The sequence below is a fragment of the Pseudomonas sp. UBA6753 genome, from assembly GCF_002453565.1.
Taxonomy (GTDB): domain Bacteria; phylum Pseudomonadota; class Gammaproteobacteria; order Pseudomonadales; family Pseudomonadaceae; genus Aquipseudomonas; species Aquipseudomonas putida_Z.
The window spans coordinates 1-19007 of sequence record NZ_DKHD01000005.1 but is presented as its reverse complement, the minus strand read 5'-3'; the positions used below and the strand labels follow the sequence as shown (position 1 = coordinate 19007).

The 19007-nt window shown below is 65.2% G+C and carries 16 protein-coding genes and 1 riboswitch; of the genes, 8 read left to right on the top strand and 8 right to left on the bottom strand.

The genetic code is table 11. The annotated features are described in order from the left end of the window. Positions 1-202 precede the first annotated feature (202 nt). Entirely contained in the window at positions 203-1057 is an 855-nt protein-coding gene (locus B2790_RS03485; RefSeq protein WP_286918271.1) for a LysR family transcriptional regulator, read from the bottom strand. 92 nt (positions 1058-1149) lie between these two features. Between B2790_RS03485 and B2790_RS03480 the strand changes: the two genes are divergently transcribed. Next, positions 1150-1578, top strand: coding sequence for a multidrug/biocide efflux PACE transporter (locus B2790_RS03480; protein ID WP_085616898.1), 429 nt, complete (start codon positions 1150-1152; stop codon positions 1576-1578). A gap of 227 nt (positions 1579-1805) precedes the next feature. On the opposite strand, the gene B2790_RS03475 is transcribed toward B2790_RS03480, so the two are convergent. The 3 genes from B2790_RS03475 to B2790_RS03465 all read right to left on the bottom strand — a co-directional run bounded on the left by B2790_RS03475 (position 1806) and on the right by B2790_RS03465 (position 5165). Beyond that, positions 1806-2825: a branched-chain amino acid aminotransferase gene (locus B2790_RS03475; protein ID WP_013972500.1), complete on the bottom strand. Its 1020-nt coding sequence runs from the start codon at positions 2823-2825 to the stop codon at positions 1806-1808. 136 nt (positions 2826-2961) lie between these two features. Then, a complete protein-coding gene (locus tag B2790_RS03470; RefSeq protein ID WP_286918270.1) occupies positions 2962-4539 on the bottom strand; it encodes an ATP-binding cassette domain-containing protein in 1578 nt (525 codons plus the stop codon). Between the two features lie 266 nt (positions 4540-4805). Continuing rightward, complete coding sequence (locus B2790_RS03465) at positions 4806-5165, bottom strand: hypothetical protein (RefSeq protein WP_286918269.1); 360 nt, start codon at positions 5163-5165, stop codon at positions 4806-4808. Between the two features lie 98 nt (positions 5166-5263). Then, a riboswitch (cobalamin riboswitch) is annotated at positions 5264-5476 on the top strand. A gap of 100 nt (positions 5477-5576) precedes the next feature. Here B2790_RS03465 and cobW point away from each other — a divergent pair. The 4 genes from cobW (at position 5577) to B2790_RS03445 (ending at position 12101) form a co-directional block, all read left to right on the top strand. Further along, entirely contained in the window at positions 5577-6644 is a 1068-nt protein-coding gene (cobW, locus tag B2790_RS03460) for a cobalamin biosynthesis protein CobW (protein ID WP_085706448.1), read from the top strand. Positions 6645-6647: 3 nt separating this feature from the next. After that, positions 6648-10409 carry a cobaltochelatase subunit CobN gene (cobN, locus tag B2790_RS03455; RefSeq protein ID WP_286918268.1) on the top strand — a complete coding sequence of 1254 codons (3762 nt, stop codon included), beginning with the start codon at positions 6648-6650 and terminating at the stop codon, positions 10407-10409. 1 nt (position 10410) lies between these two features. Then, a complete protein-coding gene (locus B2790_RS03450) occupies positions 10411-11433 on the top strand; it encodes an ATP-binding protein (RefSeq protein ID WP_286918267.1) in 1023 nt (340 codons plus the stop codon). Between the two features lie 101 nt (positions 11434-11534). After that, positions 11535-12101, top strand: a complete 567-nt coding sequence (locus tag B2790_RS03445; RefSeq protein ID WP_286918266.1) for a vWA domain-containing protein — start codon at positions 11535-11537, stop codon at positions 12099-12101. A gap of 107 nt (positions 12102-12208) precedes the next feature. Here B2790_RS03445 and B2790_RS03440 read toward each other — a convergent pair whose 3' ends face one another. After that, positions 12209-12475, bottom strand: a complete 267-nt coding sequence (locus tag B2790_RS03440) for a hypothetical protein (RefSeq protein ID WP_013972506.1) — start codon at positions 12473-12475, stop codon at positions 12209-12211. Between the two features lie 341 nt (positions 12476-12816). On the opposite strand from B2790_RS03440, the gene B2790_RS03435 reads away from it, so the two are divergent. Beyond that, entirely contained in the window at positions 12817-14142 is a 1326-nt protein-coding gene (locus B2790_RS03435) for a sigma-54 dependent transcriptional regulator (RefSeq protein WP_286918265.1), read from the top strand. An 80-nt stretch (positions 14143-14222) separates the two neighbouring features. Here the strand turns inward: B2790_RS03435 and B2790_RS03430 are convergent, their stop codons facing one another. Then, on the bottom strand, positions 14223-16223 hold the full coding sequence (locus B2790_RS03430; RefSeq protein ID WP_286918264.1) for a peptidase U32 family protein: 2001 nt from the start codon (positions 16221-16223) through the stop codon (positions 14223-14225). Between the two features lie 204 nt (positions 16224-16427). Next, on the bottom strand, positions 16428-16808 hold the full coding sequence (locus B2790_RS03425) for a RidA family protein (protein WP_015270613.1): 381 nt from the start codon (positions 16806-16808) through the stop codon (positions 16428-16430). A 136-nt stretch (positions 16809-16944) separates the two neighbouring features. Here B2790_RS03425 and B2790_RS03420 point away from each other — a divergent pair, with 136 nt between their 5' ends. Continuing rightward, positions 16945-17637, top strand: a complete 693-nt coding sequence (locus B2790_RS03420) for a tRNA (adenine(22)-N(1))-methyltransferase (RefSeq protein ID WP_286918263.1) — start codon at positions 16945-16947, stop codon at positions 17635-17637. A gap of 1 nt (position 17638) precedes the next feature. Here the strand turns inward: B2790_RS03420 and B2790_RS03415 are convergent, their stop codons facing one another. Continuing rightward, positions 17639-17902, bottom strand: a complete 264-nt coding sequence (locus tag B2790_RS03415) for a DUF2790 domain-containing protein (RefSeq protein ID WP_075045088.1) — start codon at positions 17900-17902, stop codon at positions 17639-17641. Positions 17903-18027: 125 nt separating this feature from the next. Between B2790_RS03415 and B2790_RS03410 the strand changes: the two genes are divergently transcribed. Continuing rightward, positions 18028-18960 (top strand): LysR family transcriptional regulator, encoded by a 933-nt coding sequence (locus B2790_RS03410; RefSeq protein WP_025338930.1) that lies wholly within the window; start codon positions 18028-18030, stop codon positions 18958-18960. Positions 18961-19007: the final 47 nt, after the last annotated feature.

Here is a 19007-nt window from a genome sequence, read left to right as displayed (position 1 = left end):
GGATGGCTTTGCTGATGCTCATCAGGAGTTCCTTTTCCAGTGATTTGACGCAACGGCCAAAACACTAGCGAGGAACGCCTTCGCGGGGGAGCAATGGGCTTCCTAAAACGTTGTAGGATTTTTCGCTTTAGTGCCCTGTAGGAGGACCTTGCGTCGCGACGGGCTGCGCAGCAGCCCCCAGGATCTTGCAGGCGATAAAGGCCTATTGCCCCAACATCTGCCGCACCAGCCACTGCCCCGCCGGCCCGAGCGCGCGCCGGCTCGACCAGGCCACATCCATGTCAACCCGTCGCGGGTACCCGGCCACCTGCAGCTCCACCAGCCCATTGCCAAACCGTGCCACCAGTGCCCTGGGCAGTTCGGCCCAGCCGAACCCGCGCACGGCGAACTCCAGCAGGGTGAGGTAGTCCGGTGCCGACCAGGCCTGGCCACGACCGTGGTGCAAGCTGGGGGCATAGGTCTTGATATACAGCTGCCGGACGTTCTCCAGGTGCTGCGTCTGCACCTGGGGCAAAGCCGCCAACGGATGCCCGCTGGCCACGTACACCCCAAACTCTGCCTGCTCGGGCAAGCGTGCCACGGCAACGTCAGCGGGGTAGCTGGGCTGGGTGGCAAGAATGCCGATGTGGGCCAGGCCCTGCTGGATCAGCTCGATCACATCGGCATCTTCCGACGGGCCGCAGCGCAGCTCGGTATGTGGGTAGTGCTGGGCGAAGCGGGCCATCACCGCGCCCTGGAAGGTCACGCTGTAGCTGTCCGACATCACCACCGAGACCAGAGCCTCGACGTTTTCCGCCAACCGCACCGCCAGGGCATCGAGCTGGGCGCTGGCATCGAGAATTGCCTCGACATGGCTCAGCACCTGCCGCCCAGCCTCGTTCAGCGTGGGGTGACGACCGCCACGCTCGAACAACGGGCAACCCACATCGGCCTCGAAATTGGCGATGGCGATGCTGATGGTGGACTGGCTTTTGCGCAACTTGCGCGCCGCAGCGGAAAACGAACCCAGCGATGCAGCTTCGACAAAGGCGACCAGAGCTTCAGGTGAGTAGCGCATGGTATTGATAAAACCGATGGTAGCTATGTCGAGAGTATCAGTTCTATCAAAGAAAATAGGAAGCACGACTCACGCAATGGATGGAATTTGCAATGAAAAACGTCTCTTTCACCGAACGCCTGGTTCACGCCGTCGGTTATGAAGTGTTCGCCGTGCTGCTGTGTGCGCCGCTGTTGTCCTGGATCATGGGCAAGTCGCTGGCGACGGCAGGGGCGCTGGCGGTGACCCTGTCGGTGATCGCCATGCTGTGGAACATGGTCTACAACGCGCTGGTCGATCGCTACGTGCGGGTCGAACGCATCCACTGGAAGGCCAGCGCACGCTTTGTGCACGGCCTGGGCTTCGAAGCCGGGCTGGTGGTGTGGTGCCTGCCGGTGGCGGCGTGGATGCTGGAGATTTCGTTGCTGCAGGCGTTCATGGTGGAGTTGGGCTTCTTCGTGATCATCCTGCCCTACACCGTGCTGTACAACTGGGCCTTCGACAAAGCCCGGCACCTGCTGATGCAGCGTCGCCTTGCGTGAGCGCGTCCTTGTAGGAGCAGCTTTCTTGCTCAAATTCTAAAAGGTGGCGCGATCCCTGTGGGAGCGGGCTTGCCCGCGAACACGGGCAAAGCCCGTGCCATCCACTGTTGTGCCTGCTTCGCGGGCACGCCCGCTCCCACAGGGACATGTTTTCGAGCATAAGTTCGCAAAAAAAAACGGGGCATGCCATCGCTGGCATGCCCCTTTTTTCAAACCGTTAAAGCGCCTCAGGCAACCTTGACGATCCAGCCAGCTGGTGCTTCCACGTCACCGCTCTGGATGCCGGTCAGCTCGTTGTAGAGCTTCTGGGTAACCGGACCGACCTTTTCCAGGTCGTGGAACACGTGCAGCTTGCCGTTGTACTCGATGCCGCCGATCGGGGTGATCACCGCAGCGGTACCGCAGGCGCCGGCTTCGATGAAGCGGTCCAGCTTGTTGATTTCCACATCGCCTTCGATCACGGTCAGGCCCAGGCGCGATTGCGCCAGTTCCATCAGCGACAGGCGGGTGATGCCTGGCAGCACCGAAGCCGATTTCGGGGTGACGAACTCGTTGTTGGCAGTGATGCCGAAGAAGTTGGCCGAACCGACTTCCTCGATCTTGGTGTGGGTCAGCGGGTCGAGGTAGATGGCGTCGGCGAAGTTGGCTTTCTTCGCTTCTGCACCCGGCTGCAGGCTGGCGGCGTAGTTGCCACCGACCTTGGCCGCGCCAGTGCCTTGGGGGGCTGCGCGGTCGAAGCTGGAGATCTGGAAGTTGTGCGGCTTCATGCCGCCCTTGAAGTACGAGCCAACCGGGATGGCGAAGATCGAGAAGATGAACTCGGGGGCGGTGCGCACGCCAATGTTGTCACCGGTGCCGATCACGAACGGACGCAGGTAGAGGGCGCCTTTACCATGCGGTGGCACGAACTTCTCGTTGGCCTTGACCACTTGCTTGCACGCCTCGATGAACACATCGGTCGGCACCTGCGGCATCAGCAGGCGGGCGCAGCTGCGCTGCATGCGGGCGGCGTTCTGGTCCGGGCGGAACAGGTTGATCGAACCGTCCTTGCAACGGTAGGCCTTGAGGCCTTCGAAGCACTGCTGGCCGTAGTGCAGGGCCGTGGAGCCTTCACTGATGTGCAGTACGTTGTCTTCGGTCAGGGTGCCTTTGTCCCACTCGCCATTGCGCCATACGGACAGGTAGCGTTTGTCGGTCTTGATGTAGTCGAAACCCAGCTTGTCCCAATTAATGCTTTCGTTGCTCATGACACCCTCATTGTCTTGCAAGTGCCCGATTGCTCGGGCTGCTGTTATATGCGCACCACGCCACCATAATACATCCGTGGCAGATCGGGAACGGCCAGTCACGAATTGATAGCCTGCAATGCATTCATTGCGGCTTCTACAGGTGCAGGTACTCGTCCAGCGCCAGCTGGTCGAGCAGTACCTGGTCGTGGGACGCCACCACCAGCGCCCCGCGAAACTGCCCGAGCATGTGTTCCAGTGCGGCCAGTGACGGCAGGTCCAGGTGGTTGCCGGGTTCGTCCAGCAGCAACAGGTCGAGCGGCCGTTCGCGGTATAGCACGGCGGCCAGTGCTGCCTTCATCCGCTCACCGCCGCTGAGCAGGCCGCTGGGCAGTTCGATGCGGGCCGCATCCAGGCCCAGTTGCGCCAGGCGGCTGCGCAAGTCGCCCTGGGCCAGTGACGGGTTTGCCTGGCGCAGGTGGTCGAGCACGCTGGTGTGGCCTGGTAGTGCGCTGCAGTGCTGGTCGAGCAGGGCGGTTTCACCACTGAGGCGCAGGCTGTCGGGCGGTGCTGGCAACTCACCGTTCATCAGCCTGAGCAGGGTGGACTTGCCACTGCCATTGGCGCCGACCAGGCCCACCCGCTGGCCCAGGCACAAGCGCAGGTTCAGTGGTTTGCGCGTGCCGCGGGGCAGGTGCAGCGCCTGCAAGGCAAGCACTTCGCGGCCCGGATGGCGCTGCGGCGTGGGTGCATGCAGGGTAATGGCGATGTCCTGCTCGACTTCGCGGGCGGCGTCACGCACTTTTCTCTGCAGCGCCTGCCGGGCGTCGCGATGGTCGCGGCGCTGCTTGCCCGCAGTGGCCTGGCTGCGTTCCTGCTGGCGGTCGACCAGGATCTTGGCCTGGTTGGCGTGCCTGGCGTTGCGCCCGGCGCGGGCCTGATGACGTTCCAGGTCTTCGCGCTGGCGCTGCAGTTCGCGCGCCTGGCGTTGCTGCTCCTGTTTCAGCCGGGCAAGTTGCTGTTGGGCCTGCGCGGTCTGGCTGGCTTTTTGGGCCGAATAGAAGCTGTAGTTGCCGCCATAGGCCTGCAAGCCCAGGCTGGACAATTCGACGATGCGCGTCATGTGCGCGAGCAGGCTGCGATCATGGCTGATCACCAGCAAGCCCCGGTCCCAGGCTTCGATCATGCTCAGCAGTTGGGCGCGGGCGTTGCTGTCCAGGTGATTGCTCGGTTCGTCGAGGATCAGGTAGTCCGCTTCGCTGAGCCAGGCGCCGACCAGCGCCACGCGCATGGCCTGGCCACCGCTCAGGCTGTGGGCGGGCTGGTGCCAGTCGAGCTGGCCCAGGCCGTGGCGTTGCAGGTGCCCCTGCAATTGCTCGCGGATATCCCAGCGTTCGCCGACAGTGTCGAAGTCACTGGGTGCGACGCTGCCTTGCTCGATGCGCTCCAGCGCAGCGAGCACCGCGCCCACCTGGGCCAGGTCGGCGACCGTGGCGCTGCGCTCGATCACCTGCTGGTCCAGAAGATGGATGCGCCCAAGGTGCCGACACTGGCCGCTGCTTGGTTCGCGCTGGCCGGCAAGTATCTGCCCGAGCAGGCTCTTGCCCACACCGTTGCGCCCAACCAGGCCGGTGCGGCGTTGGTCGAAGGTTTCGCTGAGGTCGGTAAATAACAGCCTGCCGTCAGGCAAGGCCAAGGAGACGCTGTCCAGCGTCAGGATCGACGTGTTCGTCATGCACAACTCCACAAATGCCGCGACATCTCCGGAGCGAACCGGAGGCTGAAGACTGGCCGTCGAAGGGACGGCGGCATCAATGGCGCATTGGACGAATACCTCGTGACAGGGGAATGCGTAGCCTAACGGATAGAGGCATCGTTGTCGCGGGAAAACAGATTCCGCGAGTGCGCCGCGGACCCTGTGGGAGCGGGGGTGCCCGCGAACACCGGCGAAGCCGGTGCCCAGTGCAGGCAGGAAGAGCCAGGACCGCGCATGCCCCTGGTTCAGCGCCCCATCAAGCGCTTGCTCCAGTCGCCCCCGTGGCTCTGCCGGCAGGCCTCTTCACTGTCAAACCGCACATGCCAGGCCGGATGATCCAGCTCAATGCCGGCCTGTTCCAAAGCCAGGCCGGTCAGCGCCAGCATGCGTACCTTCGCGTCGCCCGCCACGGCGGCGGCTTTGTCGGCCTCTCGCTCGAACACCCAGGTAATACGCAGGCTGGCCGGAAAATCCTCGGGAGCAAGACGATGGGTAAGCCAGCTGAAACCGACGATCTCCGCCTTGGCGGTTTCGCAGGCTTCGGTCAGGCAAACCACCAGTTCACGCTCCAGGCGTGCCAAATCGCGCTTGTTCAGGGGTTTCACCGGGGTGCCTCGCTGCTCAAAGCCACCACTGTAACGCAGTTGCGCCACTTGTTGTCGGCCAGCCCGACAGCAATGGTTGACCACCTGCCAGCCACTGCGTAGCCTTGCCACTTCGAGGTTCTTCGGCCAGGCCGAAGCTAAGACGGGAACGCGGTACAAGCCGCGGCTGCCCCCGCAACTGTAAGCACCGACAACGGATCGACACAGCCACTGCGCCCGCGCGCGGGAAGGCGTCATCCCGCCAGCCCGCTGCACCAGCGGGCACATGGAACGGTGCGAGCCAGGAGACCTGCCTCGTCACGTTTTCGACTTTCAACCGGGCGGGGTGATCCGGTGGCGAACAAGCCCGGCCGGCCTGGCCCGTGGCTGTCGTCCTGCATGCCCGCGCCAATCTGCCAAGGGCAATGCGACATGAAAACACTGGCCAAGCTCCCCGTCACCATCGTCACCGGCTTCCTCGGCTCGGGCAAGACTACCTTGCTGCGCCACATGCTCGACAACGCCCAGGGCCGCCGCATTGCGGTGATCGTCAACGAGTTCGGCGAACTGGGCATCGACGGCGAAATCCTCAAGCAGTGCAGCATCGGTTGCACCGAAGAAGAAGCCACCGGCCGCGTCTACGAGCTGGCCAACGGCTGCCTGTGCTGCACCGTGCAGGAAGAGTTCTTTCCGGTGATGCGCGAGCTGGTGGCACGCCGTGGCGACCTGGACCATATCCTCATCGAAACCAGCGGCCTGGCCCTGCCCAAACCGCTGGTGCAAGCCTTCCAGTGGCCGGAAATCCGCAATGCCTGCACCGTCGACGCGGTGATCACGGTGGTCGACAGCCCGGCCGTGGCCGCCGGCACCTTCGCCGCCTACCCGGACCAGGTCGATGCCCAGCGCAAGCTCGACCCCAACCTGGACCACGAGTCGCCGCTGCACGAACTGTTCGCCGACCAGCTGGCCAGCGCCGACCTGGTGGTGCTGAACAAGGCCGACCTGATCGACGCCCAAGGCCTGGCCAAGGTCCGCGCCGAGGTGGCCGAAGAACTGCCGCCGGCGGTCAAGGTGATCGAGGCCAGCAGCGGCAAGCTGCCGCTGGAGGTACTGCTGGGCGTGGGCGCCGAGTCCGAGGCGCACATCGATGGCCGCCGTACCCACCACGATTCGCATCATGACGGCGATGACCATGACGATCATGACCACGACGCCTTCGACTCCATCTCCATCGACCTGCCCGAAGCCGACGAAAGCCTGCTGCTCGACGCCCTGACCCAGCTGGTGGTGGAATTCGGCATCCTGCGCGCCAAAGGCTTCGCTGCCATCCCGGGCAAGCCGATGCGCCTGCTGGTACAAGGCGTGGGCACCCGTTTCGACAAGCACTTCGACCGCGCCTGGCGCGCCGACGAGCCGCGCATCACCCGCCTGGTGCTGATCGGCCAGGACCTCGACGCCGCCCAGCTGGAAGCGCGCCTGCGCCAGGCACTGGGCGCCTGACCCATGCACCTGCTGCGGACCCAGCCCGGCGGCTTCGTGCCGGATGACAGCATTGCCGACCTCGGCCAGACGCCCGCCGAGCTGGTGATTCTCTGCAGCGGCGATTCGCACCTGGCATTGCTCGCCGATACCGCCGAGCAATTGCCCGAGGATTACCCCAGCCTGCGCCTGGCCAACCCGATGCAGGTACAGAACCATGCCTCGGTCGACCTGTACGTCGACCAGGTGCTGCGCCATGCCAAAGTCATCCTGGTGTCGCTGCACGGCGGCGTCGGCTACTGGCGCTATGGCGTCGAGCAACTGGTCGAACTGGCTGGCCGTGGCGTGCAACTGATCCTGGTGCCGGGCGACGACCGCTCGGACCCGGAGCTGACCAGCCTGGGCAGTGTCAGCGGCGAGCAGGCCGAGCGGCTCTGGCACTACTTGCGCCAGGGCGGCAAGGCCAATGCCATCAACCTGTTCAACTGCCTGGCCAGCCAGTGGCTGGGCCGCGACTATGCCTGGGACGAGCCGCAGCCTTTGCCGCGCACCGCCGTGTATCACCCGGCCAAGGGCAGCGCCACGCTGGAGGACTGGTACCCGCAGTGGCATCCCGAGCAACCGGTGGCGCCACTGCTGTTCTACCGCTCGCACCTGCAGGCGGCCAACACCGCGTTCATCGATGTGTTCTGCCAGCGCCTGCAGGCCGCCGGGCTCAACCCGTTGCCGATCGCCGTGGCCAGCCTCAAGGAAAGCGCCTGCCTGGAGCAGGTCGAAGCCTGGCTGGACGAGGTGGGTGCCGAAGTGCTGGTCAACACCACCGGCTTTGCCCTGTCCAGCCCCGAACGGCCCAACCTGCGGCCGTTCCGTCGCGACATCCCGGTGCTGCAGGCCATCTGCGCGCAAGACAACCAGCCCGGCTGGGAAGCCAGCGAGCAGGGCCTGGGGGCGCGTGACCTGGCCATGCACATTGCCCTGCCCGAACTGGACGGGCGCATCATCACCCGCCCGGTCAGTTTCAAGGACATGGCCTGGCGCAGCGAGCGCAGCCAGTCCGACGTCGTCTGCTACCGCGCCCACCCCGAGCGCATGGAATTTGTCGCCAAACTGGCCCGCCGCTGGGTCGAACTGGCGCGCCTGCCGAATGCGCAAAAGCGCGTGGCCCTGGTGCTGGCCAACTACCCGACCCGGGATGGCCGCATTGGCAACGGCGTTGGCCTGGACACGCCAGCGGCGGCGCTGAACATCCTCAAGGCCCTGCAGGCCGAAGGCTATCCGCTGGCCGACTTGCCGGGCAGCGGTACGCAACTGATCCACCAGTTGCTCGGCGGCGTGACCAACGACCTCGACCATCTGGACCTGCGCCCCTGCGCGCAGAGCCTGAGCCTGGCCGACTACCAGGCCGCCTTCGAGCGCCTGCCCGAGGCCAACCGCCAGGCCGTGCTGGAGCGCTGGGGGCCACCGCAGCAGGACCCGATGTACCGCAGTGGCCGGCTGATGGTGGCCGGCCTGCGCTTTGGCTTGACCTTCGTCGGCATCCAGCCGGCGCGGGGCTACCAGGTGGACCCCAGCGCGGTGTACCACGACCCGGACCTGGTGCCGCCGCACGGCTACCTGGCGTTTCACTTCTGGCTGCGCCATGCCTTTGCCGCCGACGCGTTGATCCACGTCGGCAAGCACGGCAACCTCGAATGGCTGCCCGGCAAGGGCGTCGGGTTGTCGGCGCAGTGCTGGCCGGACGCCTTGCTCGGCCCGCTGCCGAATATCTACCCGTTCATCGTCAACGACCCGGGCGAGGGGGCCCAGGCCAAGCGCCGCACCCAGGCGGTGATCATCGACCACCTGATGCCGCCGCTGACCCGTGCCGAAACCTATGGCCCGTTGCGCCACCTGGAGCAATTGGCCGATGAGTTCTACGAAGCGCAGCTGCTCGACCCGCGGCGCGCCCGCGAGTTGCAGCGCGACATTCTCGAACTGGTCAAGGCCAACCACATCGACCGCGAACTGCAGCTGGAAGGCCAACTGGACGATGCCGCCGTGTGGCTGCCACGCCTGGACACCTACCTGTGCGACCTGAAGGAATCGCAGATTCGCGATGGCCTGCATGTGTTCGGCCAGTCCCCGGAAGGCCGGCTGCGCCTGGATACCTTGCTGGCGCTGTTGCGGGTCGAGCGTGGCGACGGTCGCGGCGGCAATGCCAGCCTGCTGCGGGCTTTGGCCAAGGCGCTGGTGCCAGGTTTCGACCCGCTCGATTGCGAGCTCGGGCAGCCGTGGCAGGGCTCACGCCCCGAGCAGTTGCAGGCCATGAGCAGCGAACCCTGGCGCACCTGTGGCGATACCCGCGAACGCCTCGAACTGTTGGCGCTGCAGGTAATCGACCAGGCGCTGGGCGGCACCGCACAGTTACCAGCCCAGAGCGAATGGCAGCCGGTGCACGACGTGGTGCAGGCGCTGCGCGAAGCGGTGGCACCCAGCCTGGATGCCTGCGGCAGCGCCGAAATGAATGGCCTGCTGGCGGCGCTGGCCGGGCGTTTCGTGCCCGCCGGCCCCAGTGGCGCGCCCAGCCGTGGGCGCCTGGACGTGCTGCCCACCGGTCGCAACTTCTATACCGTGGACGTGCGCAACCTGCCCACCACCACCGCCTGGCGCCTGGGCTTCGCCTCGGCCAACCTGATCCTCGAACGCCACCTGCAGGACCACGGCGATCACCTGCGCCAACTCGGCCTTTCGGTGTGGGGCACGGCAACCATGCGTACCGGTGGCGACGACATCGCCCAGGCCATGGCGCTGATGGGCGTGCGACCGGTGTGGGCCACCGGCAGCCAGCGGGTCGACGATTTCGAGATCCTGCCGCTCAGCCTGCTCGACCGCCCGCGGGTGGACGTGACCTTGCGCGTTTCCGGCTTTTTCCGTGATGCCTTCGGCAACCTCATCCGCCTGTTCGATGCCGCAGTGCAGGCGGTGGCCGCGCTGGACGAGCCCGACGATCTCAACCCCCTGGCCGCCCGCGTGCGTAGCGAGCGTGCCGCGCTGCAGGCGCAGGGCGTGGACGCCGAGCAGGCCGCGCGCCAGGCTGGCTGGCGGGTGTTCGGTGCCAAGCCCGGGGCCTACGGCGCCGGGGTGCAGAACGCCATCGACGGGCGCCTGTGGCACAGCCGCGACGACCTGGCCGAGGTCTACCTCAACCACGGCGGCTATGCCTACGGCGCCAGCGACGACGGTACCCCGGCCCGCGCCCAGTTCGCCCAGCGCCTGGCCAAGGTGCAGGCGGTGCTGCAGAACCAGGACAACCACGAACACGACCTGCTCGATTCCAACGACTACTACCAGTTCCAGGGTGGCATGCTGGCGGCGTCGGAAACCTTGTCCGGTGCCGCAGTGGCCAGTTACCACGGCGACCACAGCCAGGCCGACCGGCCGCGCATCCGCACCCTCAAGGAGGAGCTGAACCGGGTCATCCGCGCCCGGGCGCTGAACCCGAAGTGGATCGACGGGGTCAAGCGCCATGGCTACAAAGGCGCCTTCGAGATGGCGGCGACGGTCGACAACCTGTTTGCCTTCGACGCCACCACGCAGCTGATCGACGACCATCATTACCAGGCGCTGGCCGATGCCTACGTGCTCGACCCGGCGACCCGCGACTTCATGCGCGAGCACAACCCCGAGGCCCTGCGCGACCTTACCGAGCGTTTGCTGGAGGCCCAGCAGCGCGGCCTGTGGCAGGCGCCTGGCGACTACCGCGAAGCCCTCGAGGAACAACTGCTCGACGGCGAGGAACAGGCTTGAAATGAGTGAACCCGTGCAATTTCCACTGGCAGCCGTGGTCGGTGCCGACGACCTGAAACTGGCGCTGTGCCTGACCGCCATCGACCCGAAAATCGGCGGCGTGCTGATCGAGGGGCCGCGTGGCATGGCCAAGAGCACCCTGGCCCGTGGCTTGGCCGACCTGCTCGGCGAGGGCCCGTTCGTCACCCTGCCACTGGGCGCCAGCGAAGAACGGTTGGTCGGCACCCTCGACCTGGATGCCGCGCTGGGGCAGGGCAAGGCGCAGTTTTCCCCGGGGGTGCTGGCCCAGGCCGATGGCGGCGTGCTGTATGTCGATGAGGTCAACCTGCTGCCCGATACCCTGGTCGACCTGCTGCTTGATGTGGCGGCCAGTGGCACCAACCGCATCGAGCGCGACGGCATCTCGCACCGGCACAGCGCCCGCTTTGTACTGATCGGCACCATGAACCCGGAGGAGGGCGAACTGCGCCCGCAGTTGCTCGATCGTTTTGGCCTCAACGTGGCCCTGGAAGGCTTGCCCGAGCCTGATGCGCGTCAGCAGATCATTCGCCGCCGCCTGGCCTTCGACAGCGACCCTCAGGCCTTCTGCGCGCAATGGGCCGAGGCCCAGGCGCAATTGCGCGAGCGCTGCCAGGCGGCACGCCAGGCCCTGGCCGGCATTGCGCTGGACGACCAGGCGCTGGCCTGGATCACCGAACGCTGCTACGCCGCCGGGGTCGACGGCCTGCGCGCCGACCTGGTCTGGCTGCGCGCCGCACGCGCCCACTGTGCCTGGCGCGGTGGCGAGGCCATAGAGGAGGCCGATGTCGATGCAGTGGCCGAGTTCGCCTTGCGCCATCGCCGCCGCGTTGCGCCCCAGGCCAACCCCCCTGCGGCACCGCAGCAGCCTGAGCAACAACCCGATCGGCACGGCGCAGGCAACCCTGGCGAACAGGGCGGGCAGGGCGACTGGGGCGCGATGGCTGCGCAGCCCGTGGCCAGCGGCGCCCGCCGCGAGGTGCCGAACTGGGCAAAAAAGCCCTGAGCATCCCCCAGCCACCTGCCAAAGGGGCGGATGCCAAAGCAGGCGCAGGCAAGCAGTACGGTGCCAGCCGAGGCCGGGCGCGCAGTGCCGCGGCCGGTCGGGTGGCCTGGCTGCCGACCCTGCTCAAGGGCCGGCCACGCCAGCGCCAGGACCTGTGCTGGCAACAACGCCAGGCCAAGCCTGCAGAACTGTGGCTGGTAATCGTCGATGCGTCTGCCTCGACCCGCCGCCACCAGGCGCTGGCACAAACCAAAGGGCTGCTGGCGGCGCTGTTCGACCAGGCCTACCGCCAGCGTGCCCGGCTGGCCCTGCTTACCGCCAGCGGGCGCACGCCGCAGTGGCAGCGCCACGGCCTGAAGGCCTCGGCCGCTTTGCAACCCTGGTTGCAAGCCTTGGGTGCCGGTGGCGGCACACCGTTGATCGCAGCACTGGAACAGGCTCGGCACTGGTTGCAGGCGCGGCAACGGGCCCACCCTGAAGAAGCATTGCGCTGCCTGGTGTTTACCGACGGTCGGCTGCAGCACTGGAATACCGTGCAGCCGATGCCGTGTGCCACTTTGCTGGTGGATATGGAACTGGCGCCAGTGCGCCTGGGCCGTGCGCAGCGTCTGGCGCAACAACTTCAGGCTGATTACCAGCACCTGCAACAGTTCAGGTTGGTGGATTGAAAAAGTATCGATGCGACACTATGTCGCAATAAGAAAAGTTGCAAGAACAGCAACCCGGAAGTTGTACAAGTGCGTGGCGGTGCACGCACTTGGTTTGCCGGCCGATATTACTTCGGCATTGACCATGGTTGCAGGTCGTAACCTTTTTCGCACAGTTCGGCGCGCACTTCCTCGATCAGGCTGGCCCACTGGGCCGGGTCGGAGTAGATACGCGAGGACACTTGCTTGCTGCCGATGCGGGTGCTGGTCCGGTCGATCACTGCCAGGCTCAGTTCACCAGTACCGTTGGGTGCATCCCAGGCTACGCACTGGAAAGGTTCGAAGGCGTGGTCGGCAATCAGCAGTGCTTCGTTGACACGGAGCGGGGCATTCATGGTTCGGTCTCTCTATGGTCCCAAACATCCAGGTAAGTCCGCGTTGCTTCAAAGTCGCCTCGGTTATCGCGAAGTGCAGCGCGGGGTTATGTGTACTGATGCTCGTTGTCCGGGGGCGAGTCACACATTGGTTGTAAAAAAATTTGCCAGGTTCGAATCCGTTCTTGCCCATGCCGCCATGTGATGTCGACAAAGTGCGAAAATTCCCGTCACTGATTGTAAAAAAATGATTCGGCAGACAGACGGTACTGGGAACCGTCAACTTCGTTGCTACTGTTAATCGGGCGCCACAACTTACTGTTTTATTTCAAAAAACCGAAAACTGGCGCCAAGGATCGGTCATGCAGCAGCCTGCCGCCCAACGCCGTTTGCTCATCGTCGACCCCTGCGATGACTGCCACCGTTTATTGCCTGGATTGCGCAGCGCAGGCTGGGATGTGGACAGCTGCATGCTCGGTGCCGCGCTGGATCATCCTTGCGATGTGGGCCTGTTGCGCTTGCAGGCGTCGCACCTCAGGCGCCCGGACGGGGTCAAGGACTTGATCAAGCGCAGCAACACCGAATGGATTGCCGTGCTCAGCGCCGAACAGTTGCGCATGCCGGCCGTCGGCGATTTCGTTTGTGAATGGTTCTTCGACTTCCACACCTTGCCGTTCGACGTTTCCCGCGTGCAGGTCACCCTGGGCCGGGCCTTCGGCATGGCGCGCCTGCGTGGCAAAGGGGTGGCGAGGGTGGATGAAACCAGCCACGAGCTGCTCGGTGACAGCCGCCCGATTCGCGAGTTGCGCAAGCTGCTGGGCAAGCTGGCGCCTACTGAATCGCCGGTGCTGATCCGCGGTGAAAGCGGCACCGGCAAGGAACTGGTGGCTCGCACCCTGCACCGGCAGTCGCAACGCAGCGAACAGCCGTTCATTGCCATCAACTGCGGGGCGATCCCCGAGCACTTGATCCAGTCGGAACTGTTCGGCCATGAGAAGGGCGCCTTCACCGGTGCTCATCAGCGCAAGGCCGGGCGCATCGAAGCGGCCCATGGTGGTACGTTGTTCCTCGACGAAATTGGCGACCTGCCGCTGGAGTTGCAAGCCAACTTGCTGCGCTTTCTGCAGGAAAAGCACATCGAACGCGTGGGGGGCAGCCAGCCGATCCCGGTGGATGTGCGGGTGCTGGCGGCTACCCACGTGGACCTGGAAAGGGCCATCGAGCAAGGGCGTTTTCGCGAAGACCTGTATTACCGCCTGAACGTGTTGCAGGTAGTGACCGCGCCTTTGCGCGACCGGCATGGCGACCTGTCGATGCTGGCCAGCCATTTTGCCCATTTCTACAGCCTGGAAACCGGGCGTCGACCGCGTTCGTTCAGCGACCACGCCCTGGCGGCCATGGGTCGGCATGACTGGCCGGGCAATGTCCGCGAGTTGGCCAACCGGGTGCGGCGCGGGCTGGTGCTGGCCGAAGGTCGGCAAATAGAGGCGCAGGACCTGGGATTGCAGACCCTTGACCAGATGCAGCAACCGCTGGGTACGCTGGAGGAGTACAAGCACCGGGCCGAGCGCCAGGCGCTGTGCGATGTACTCAGCCGGCACAGTGACAACCTGAGCGTGGCGGCCAAGGTGCTAGGTATATCGCGGCCGACTTTCTATCGGTTGCTGCACAAGCATCAGATTCGCTGAGCAGCAGCGCAAAGGTCATGTATTGGCGTGATCCCTGTGGGAGCGGGCGTGCCCGCGAAAGGGCCCTTACAAGCTACCGATCAATGCGGCCCGCGCGGAATGGTCTTCAGCAGGTCTTCCGGGCTGATATGCCCAACCACCTGCGCAACCGCGCTGCCCGGGGTCGGCAGGTCGATGATGTGGCTTTTCATCTTGCCGATCACGTGCATTTCGCACGGCTTGCAGTCGAACTTCAGGGTCAGCACTTCATCACCCTGAATCAGCTGCATCGGCGCCACCTTGGTGCGCACGCCTGTCACGCCCTTGGCCTGCTTGGGGCACAGGTTGAAGGAGAAGCGCAGGCAGTGCTTGGTGATCATCACCGGCACTTCGCCGTGCTCTTCATGGGCCTCGTAGGCCGCGTCGATCAGTTGCACGCCGTGGCGGTGGTAGAAGTCGCGGGCCTTCTGGTTGTACACGTTGGCCAGGAACGACAGGTGCGACTCGGGGTATACCGGCGGTGGCGTGGTCTCGGCCTTGCGCCCGCCACGCGGGTGCGCCTGCACCCGTGCTGCAGTCAGCGCCTCGATGGCTTCGCGGCGCAGGGCCTTGAGCTGCGAGTTGGGGACGAAGTACGCCTGCGGGGCGTCCAGCTCGATGCTGTCGGCGTGGTACATGGTGGTACCCAGCTGGCCGAGCAGGTCGTGCAGCTGGTCCAGCGCCTGCTGCGGCTTGTTGGCCGGGCCGAACGGGCCGTCCAGTGCCACTTGCACGCTCACGCCTTCCTCGCTGGTGACGGTCAACGCCAGGCGTTGTTCGCGCAGTACCGCCTGCCATTGCACGCCGACGCGGCGCTCGGCCGAGGTGCGTTGCAGGGCTTGCTGCCAGTTGTGGTCGAGGTTGCGCGACAGCGGGTGGTTGGGCCGCAGCTTGTGCAGGCCTTCGGGCATTTCGTTGGGCTCGACGCGGTAGCGGTAGCGCTTCTCGCCGTCTTCCTCGAACTCGCCACGCGGTTCGGCAATGTTGGCGCGGAAACCCACCACTTCGCGCTTGACCAGCACATTGAGGCCGTCGCCGTTGGTCAGCGGCACCTCGGTAACCACCTGCAGGTCGCGCTTGCCGACCTTTTCCACCACACCCACCGGCAGGCCGGTGAAGGTTGGCGAGTCGAAGGCGCCGATGTCGACCTTGCGGTCGGTGACGAAGTAGTCGGTGCTGCCGCGGTGGAAGGTCTTGTCCGGGTCGGGCACGAAGAAGTGCTCGGTGCGGCCGCTGGAGGCGCGGGCCAGCTCCGGGCGGCCTTCGAGGATGGCGTCGAGCTCCTTGCGGTAGTGGGCGGTGATGTTCTTCACATAGGCCACATCCTTGTAGCGGCCTTCGATCTTGAACGAGCGCACGCCGGCATCGACCAGGTCAGCCAGGTTGGCGGTCTGGTTGTTGTCCTTCATCGACAGCAGGTGCTTCTCGAACGCGACCACGCGGCCCTGGTCATCCTTCAGGGTGTAGGGCAGGCGGCAGGCTTGCGAGCAGTCGCCGCGGTTGGCGCTGCGGCCGGTCTGCGCATGGGAGATGTTGCACTGGCCGGAGAAGGCCACGCACAGCGCACCGTGGATGAAGAACTCGATGGCGGCGTCGGTTTCGGCGGCGATGGCGCGGATCTGCTGCAGGTTCAGCTCACGCGCCAGCACCAGCTGGGAGAAGCCGGCCTGGTCGAGGAACCTGGCCCGTTCCAGGGTGCGTATGTCGGTCTGGGTGCTGGCGTGCAGCTCGATCGGCGGGATATCCAGCTCCATCACCCCCAGGTCCTGCACGATCAGCGCGTCGACACCGGCGTCGTACAGCTGGTGGATCAGCTTGCGCGCGGGCTCCAGCTCGTTGTCGTGGAGGATCGTGTTGATGGTGGTGAACACGCGTGCATGGTAGCGATGGGCGAACTCGACCAGTTCGGCGATATCGCTGACTTCGTTGCAGGCGTTATGGCGCGCGCCGAAGCTCGGGCCACCGATGTAGATGGCGTCGGCGCCGTGCAGGATCGCTTCGCGGGCGATGGCCACGTCACGGGCAGGGCTGAGCAGTTCCAGGTGATTCTTTGGAAGGGACATGTCGTTATAGGTTCGGGCTGTCACGGTTTAGGCGGGCATTGTAGCGGCGAAACGGGCTGGCGGCATCATCGGGGTGCCGAGAGGTGTATTGCCTGTACCGGCCCTATCGCCGGCAAGCCAGCTCCCACAGGTACTGCACAGGCCTGAGGGCAGCGCGGTCGAGGTGGGAGCTGGCTTGCCGGCGATAGGGCCCTTGAAGGTGAATCAGCGCTTGGCGGCCATTGCGGTCACTTCCACGCGCATGCCTTCGAACGCCAGTGCAGCCACGCCCACGGCGGCGCGTACCGGCCAGGGCTTGCTGAAGAAGCGCTGGTACACCTCGTTGAATGCCGCGCGGTCGGCCATGTCGGTGAGGTAGATGGTCAGGTGCAGCACGCGGTCCATGCCGCTGCCGGCCTTCTCCAGCGCCACTTTCAGCGCCTGCAGGGTGCACTCGCTCTGCTCGACGATGCCGCCCAGTTCCAGGCTGCCATCGGCGTGGGTCGGGATCTGCGTGGTGACCAGCACGCCGTTGTATTCGGCAACGTCGGAGGAAATCGACTCGGCGTCCGGGTCCGGGGTGTAGATGATGTCTGCTTGTGCCATGGTGTGTCTTGCCTTGCTACGGAAGGAAAGCGGCAAGCCTACGCGAGCGCGCCGGCACGGTCGAGGGCACCCCGGTGTTTGAAATGCGCGGCGTTCGCCGTCAGAATCGCGGCCGATTGCAAAGCAGGGGTTTAGGTTGAACGAACAGACATTGTCCAGGCGCCTGGAGCGCGTGGCTGCACAAGTACCGCAAGGCGCGCGCCTGGCCGACATCGGCTCGGACCATGGCTACCTGCCGGTGGCCTTGATGCTGCGCGGCGTGCTGGACGCGGCGGTAGCCGGCGAGGTGGCGCAGACGCCGTTCGCCTCGGCCCAGCGCAACGTGCGCAGGAACGGCCTGGAAGGGCGGGTCAGCGTGCGCCTGGCCGATGGCCTGGCAGCGGTCGAGGCGGAAGACCGCATCACGGTGATCAGTATCTGCGGCATGGGTGGCGACACCATGTGCGAAATCCTCGAGGCCGGCAAGCAGCGCCTGGCTGGCGTCACCCGCCTGGTGCTGCAGCCCAATGGCGCCGAGCGCGAACTGCGCCAGTGGCTGGTGGGCAATGGTTACCGGATCGTCAGCGAAGAGCTGCTGCGGGAAAACCGCTTCGACTACGAGATCATCGTCGCCGAGCCGGGCGGGGCGGCGTACACCGCTGAACAGCTGTACTTCGGCCCGGTGCTGGTGCAGGAGAAAAGCGAGGCGTTCCTGGTCAAGTGGCGGCGCATGCTGCGGCAGAAGCAGCAGACCCTGGCCAACTTCGAGCGGGCCCGCGGTGCGGTGCCTCAGGCGAAAATCGACGACTTCAGGCAACAGGTCGGCTGGATCACCGAGGTGCTGGCCTGACTCACTGCTGCGAGCAGTTGCCCATTTCCCGGTAGTCGATTTCGCGCTTCTGGCCCTGGTGGTCGACATACACCATGTGCGCGGTGCCAACCTGGCAGTCGGCGGCGTTGCTGGCCGGGGTGATGGAGATGACCTTGGCCACGTCCAGCGGCATGCCGTATTCGTAGTTGCTGCTGCTGACCGGCTGGTTGCTGCCGGTGTCGGCAAGGGCACCGAACGAGGCGAGAGTAGCGGCAACGGCAAGGACAGCGATCGAACGTTTCATGGCAGGCTCCTTTTTTCAATGTATGGCTAATGATCCATTCATTGGTCATCCACAATAAATGGGCTAACCCGTGATAGATTCCTGCCTGTAACGCAAGAATAAGACCGAACAAGGAGCACACCTTCATGGACATGCTGCATGCCATGCGTACCTTCGCCCGTGTGGTGGAATGTGGCAGCTTCGCTGCGGCCGCCAATGCCCTGGACATTTCTGCCGCGCAGGTTTCGCGCATCGTTGCCGAGTTGGAAAACCAGCTGCAAACCCGCCTGCTGCACCGCACCACGCGGCGTTTGCGCATGAGCGAGGCGGGCGAGCGGTTTCTCGAGCGCTCGCGGCAGATCATGTTGCTGACCGAAGAGGCGGTGGGCGAAGCCCGTGGCGCGCACCTCACGCCTCGAGGCCGCCTGCGTTTGCATTGCCCGCACGGGTTGGGCCTGTTGCTGATGCCGCTGGTGGCCGGCTACAACGCATTGTGCCCAGAGGTGGTGATCGAGCTGACCCTGTCCCAGCGCAACCCCGACCCGCTGGCCGAAGGGCATGACGTGGTGATTACCGTGGACGGGGCGCTGCCGGATTCGCAGCTGATCGCCGTGCCGCTGGGCAACATTTTCAGCATCCCCTGCGCGGCACCGAGCTACCTGGTGGCCCACGGTGTGCCGGAGCGCCCGGAAGACCTGCACCAGCACCGTTGCCTGCGCATGGCTTATCCGATGTACGAAGGTGACTGGGTGTTCCCGCAAGGGGTGGACCAGTGCGTGATCGCACCGAACGACAGTTTTTCCACCAACGTCGCCGACGCCATGCTGGTGGCCAGCGAGCTGGGCATGGGCATTGGCCTGCTGCCGTTCTACACCGCCAGCCAGGCGATCGAGCAGGGGCGGTTGTGCCGGCTGCTGGCGCCGTATCGCCTGCGCGAGAGCGCGCTGTATGCGATCTACCCGTCACGGCATTACCTGGATGCCAAGGTGCGCACCTGGATCGACTACCTCAAGGAGCAGCTGCCAGCGCTGTTCGAGGGGCATGCGAGGGTGGTGGATGATTCGCGCTATTGGCGATAGCCGAGTGCGGGGCGGTTAACGCTGGCCCTTGTAGATACCGTCTTGAC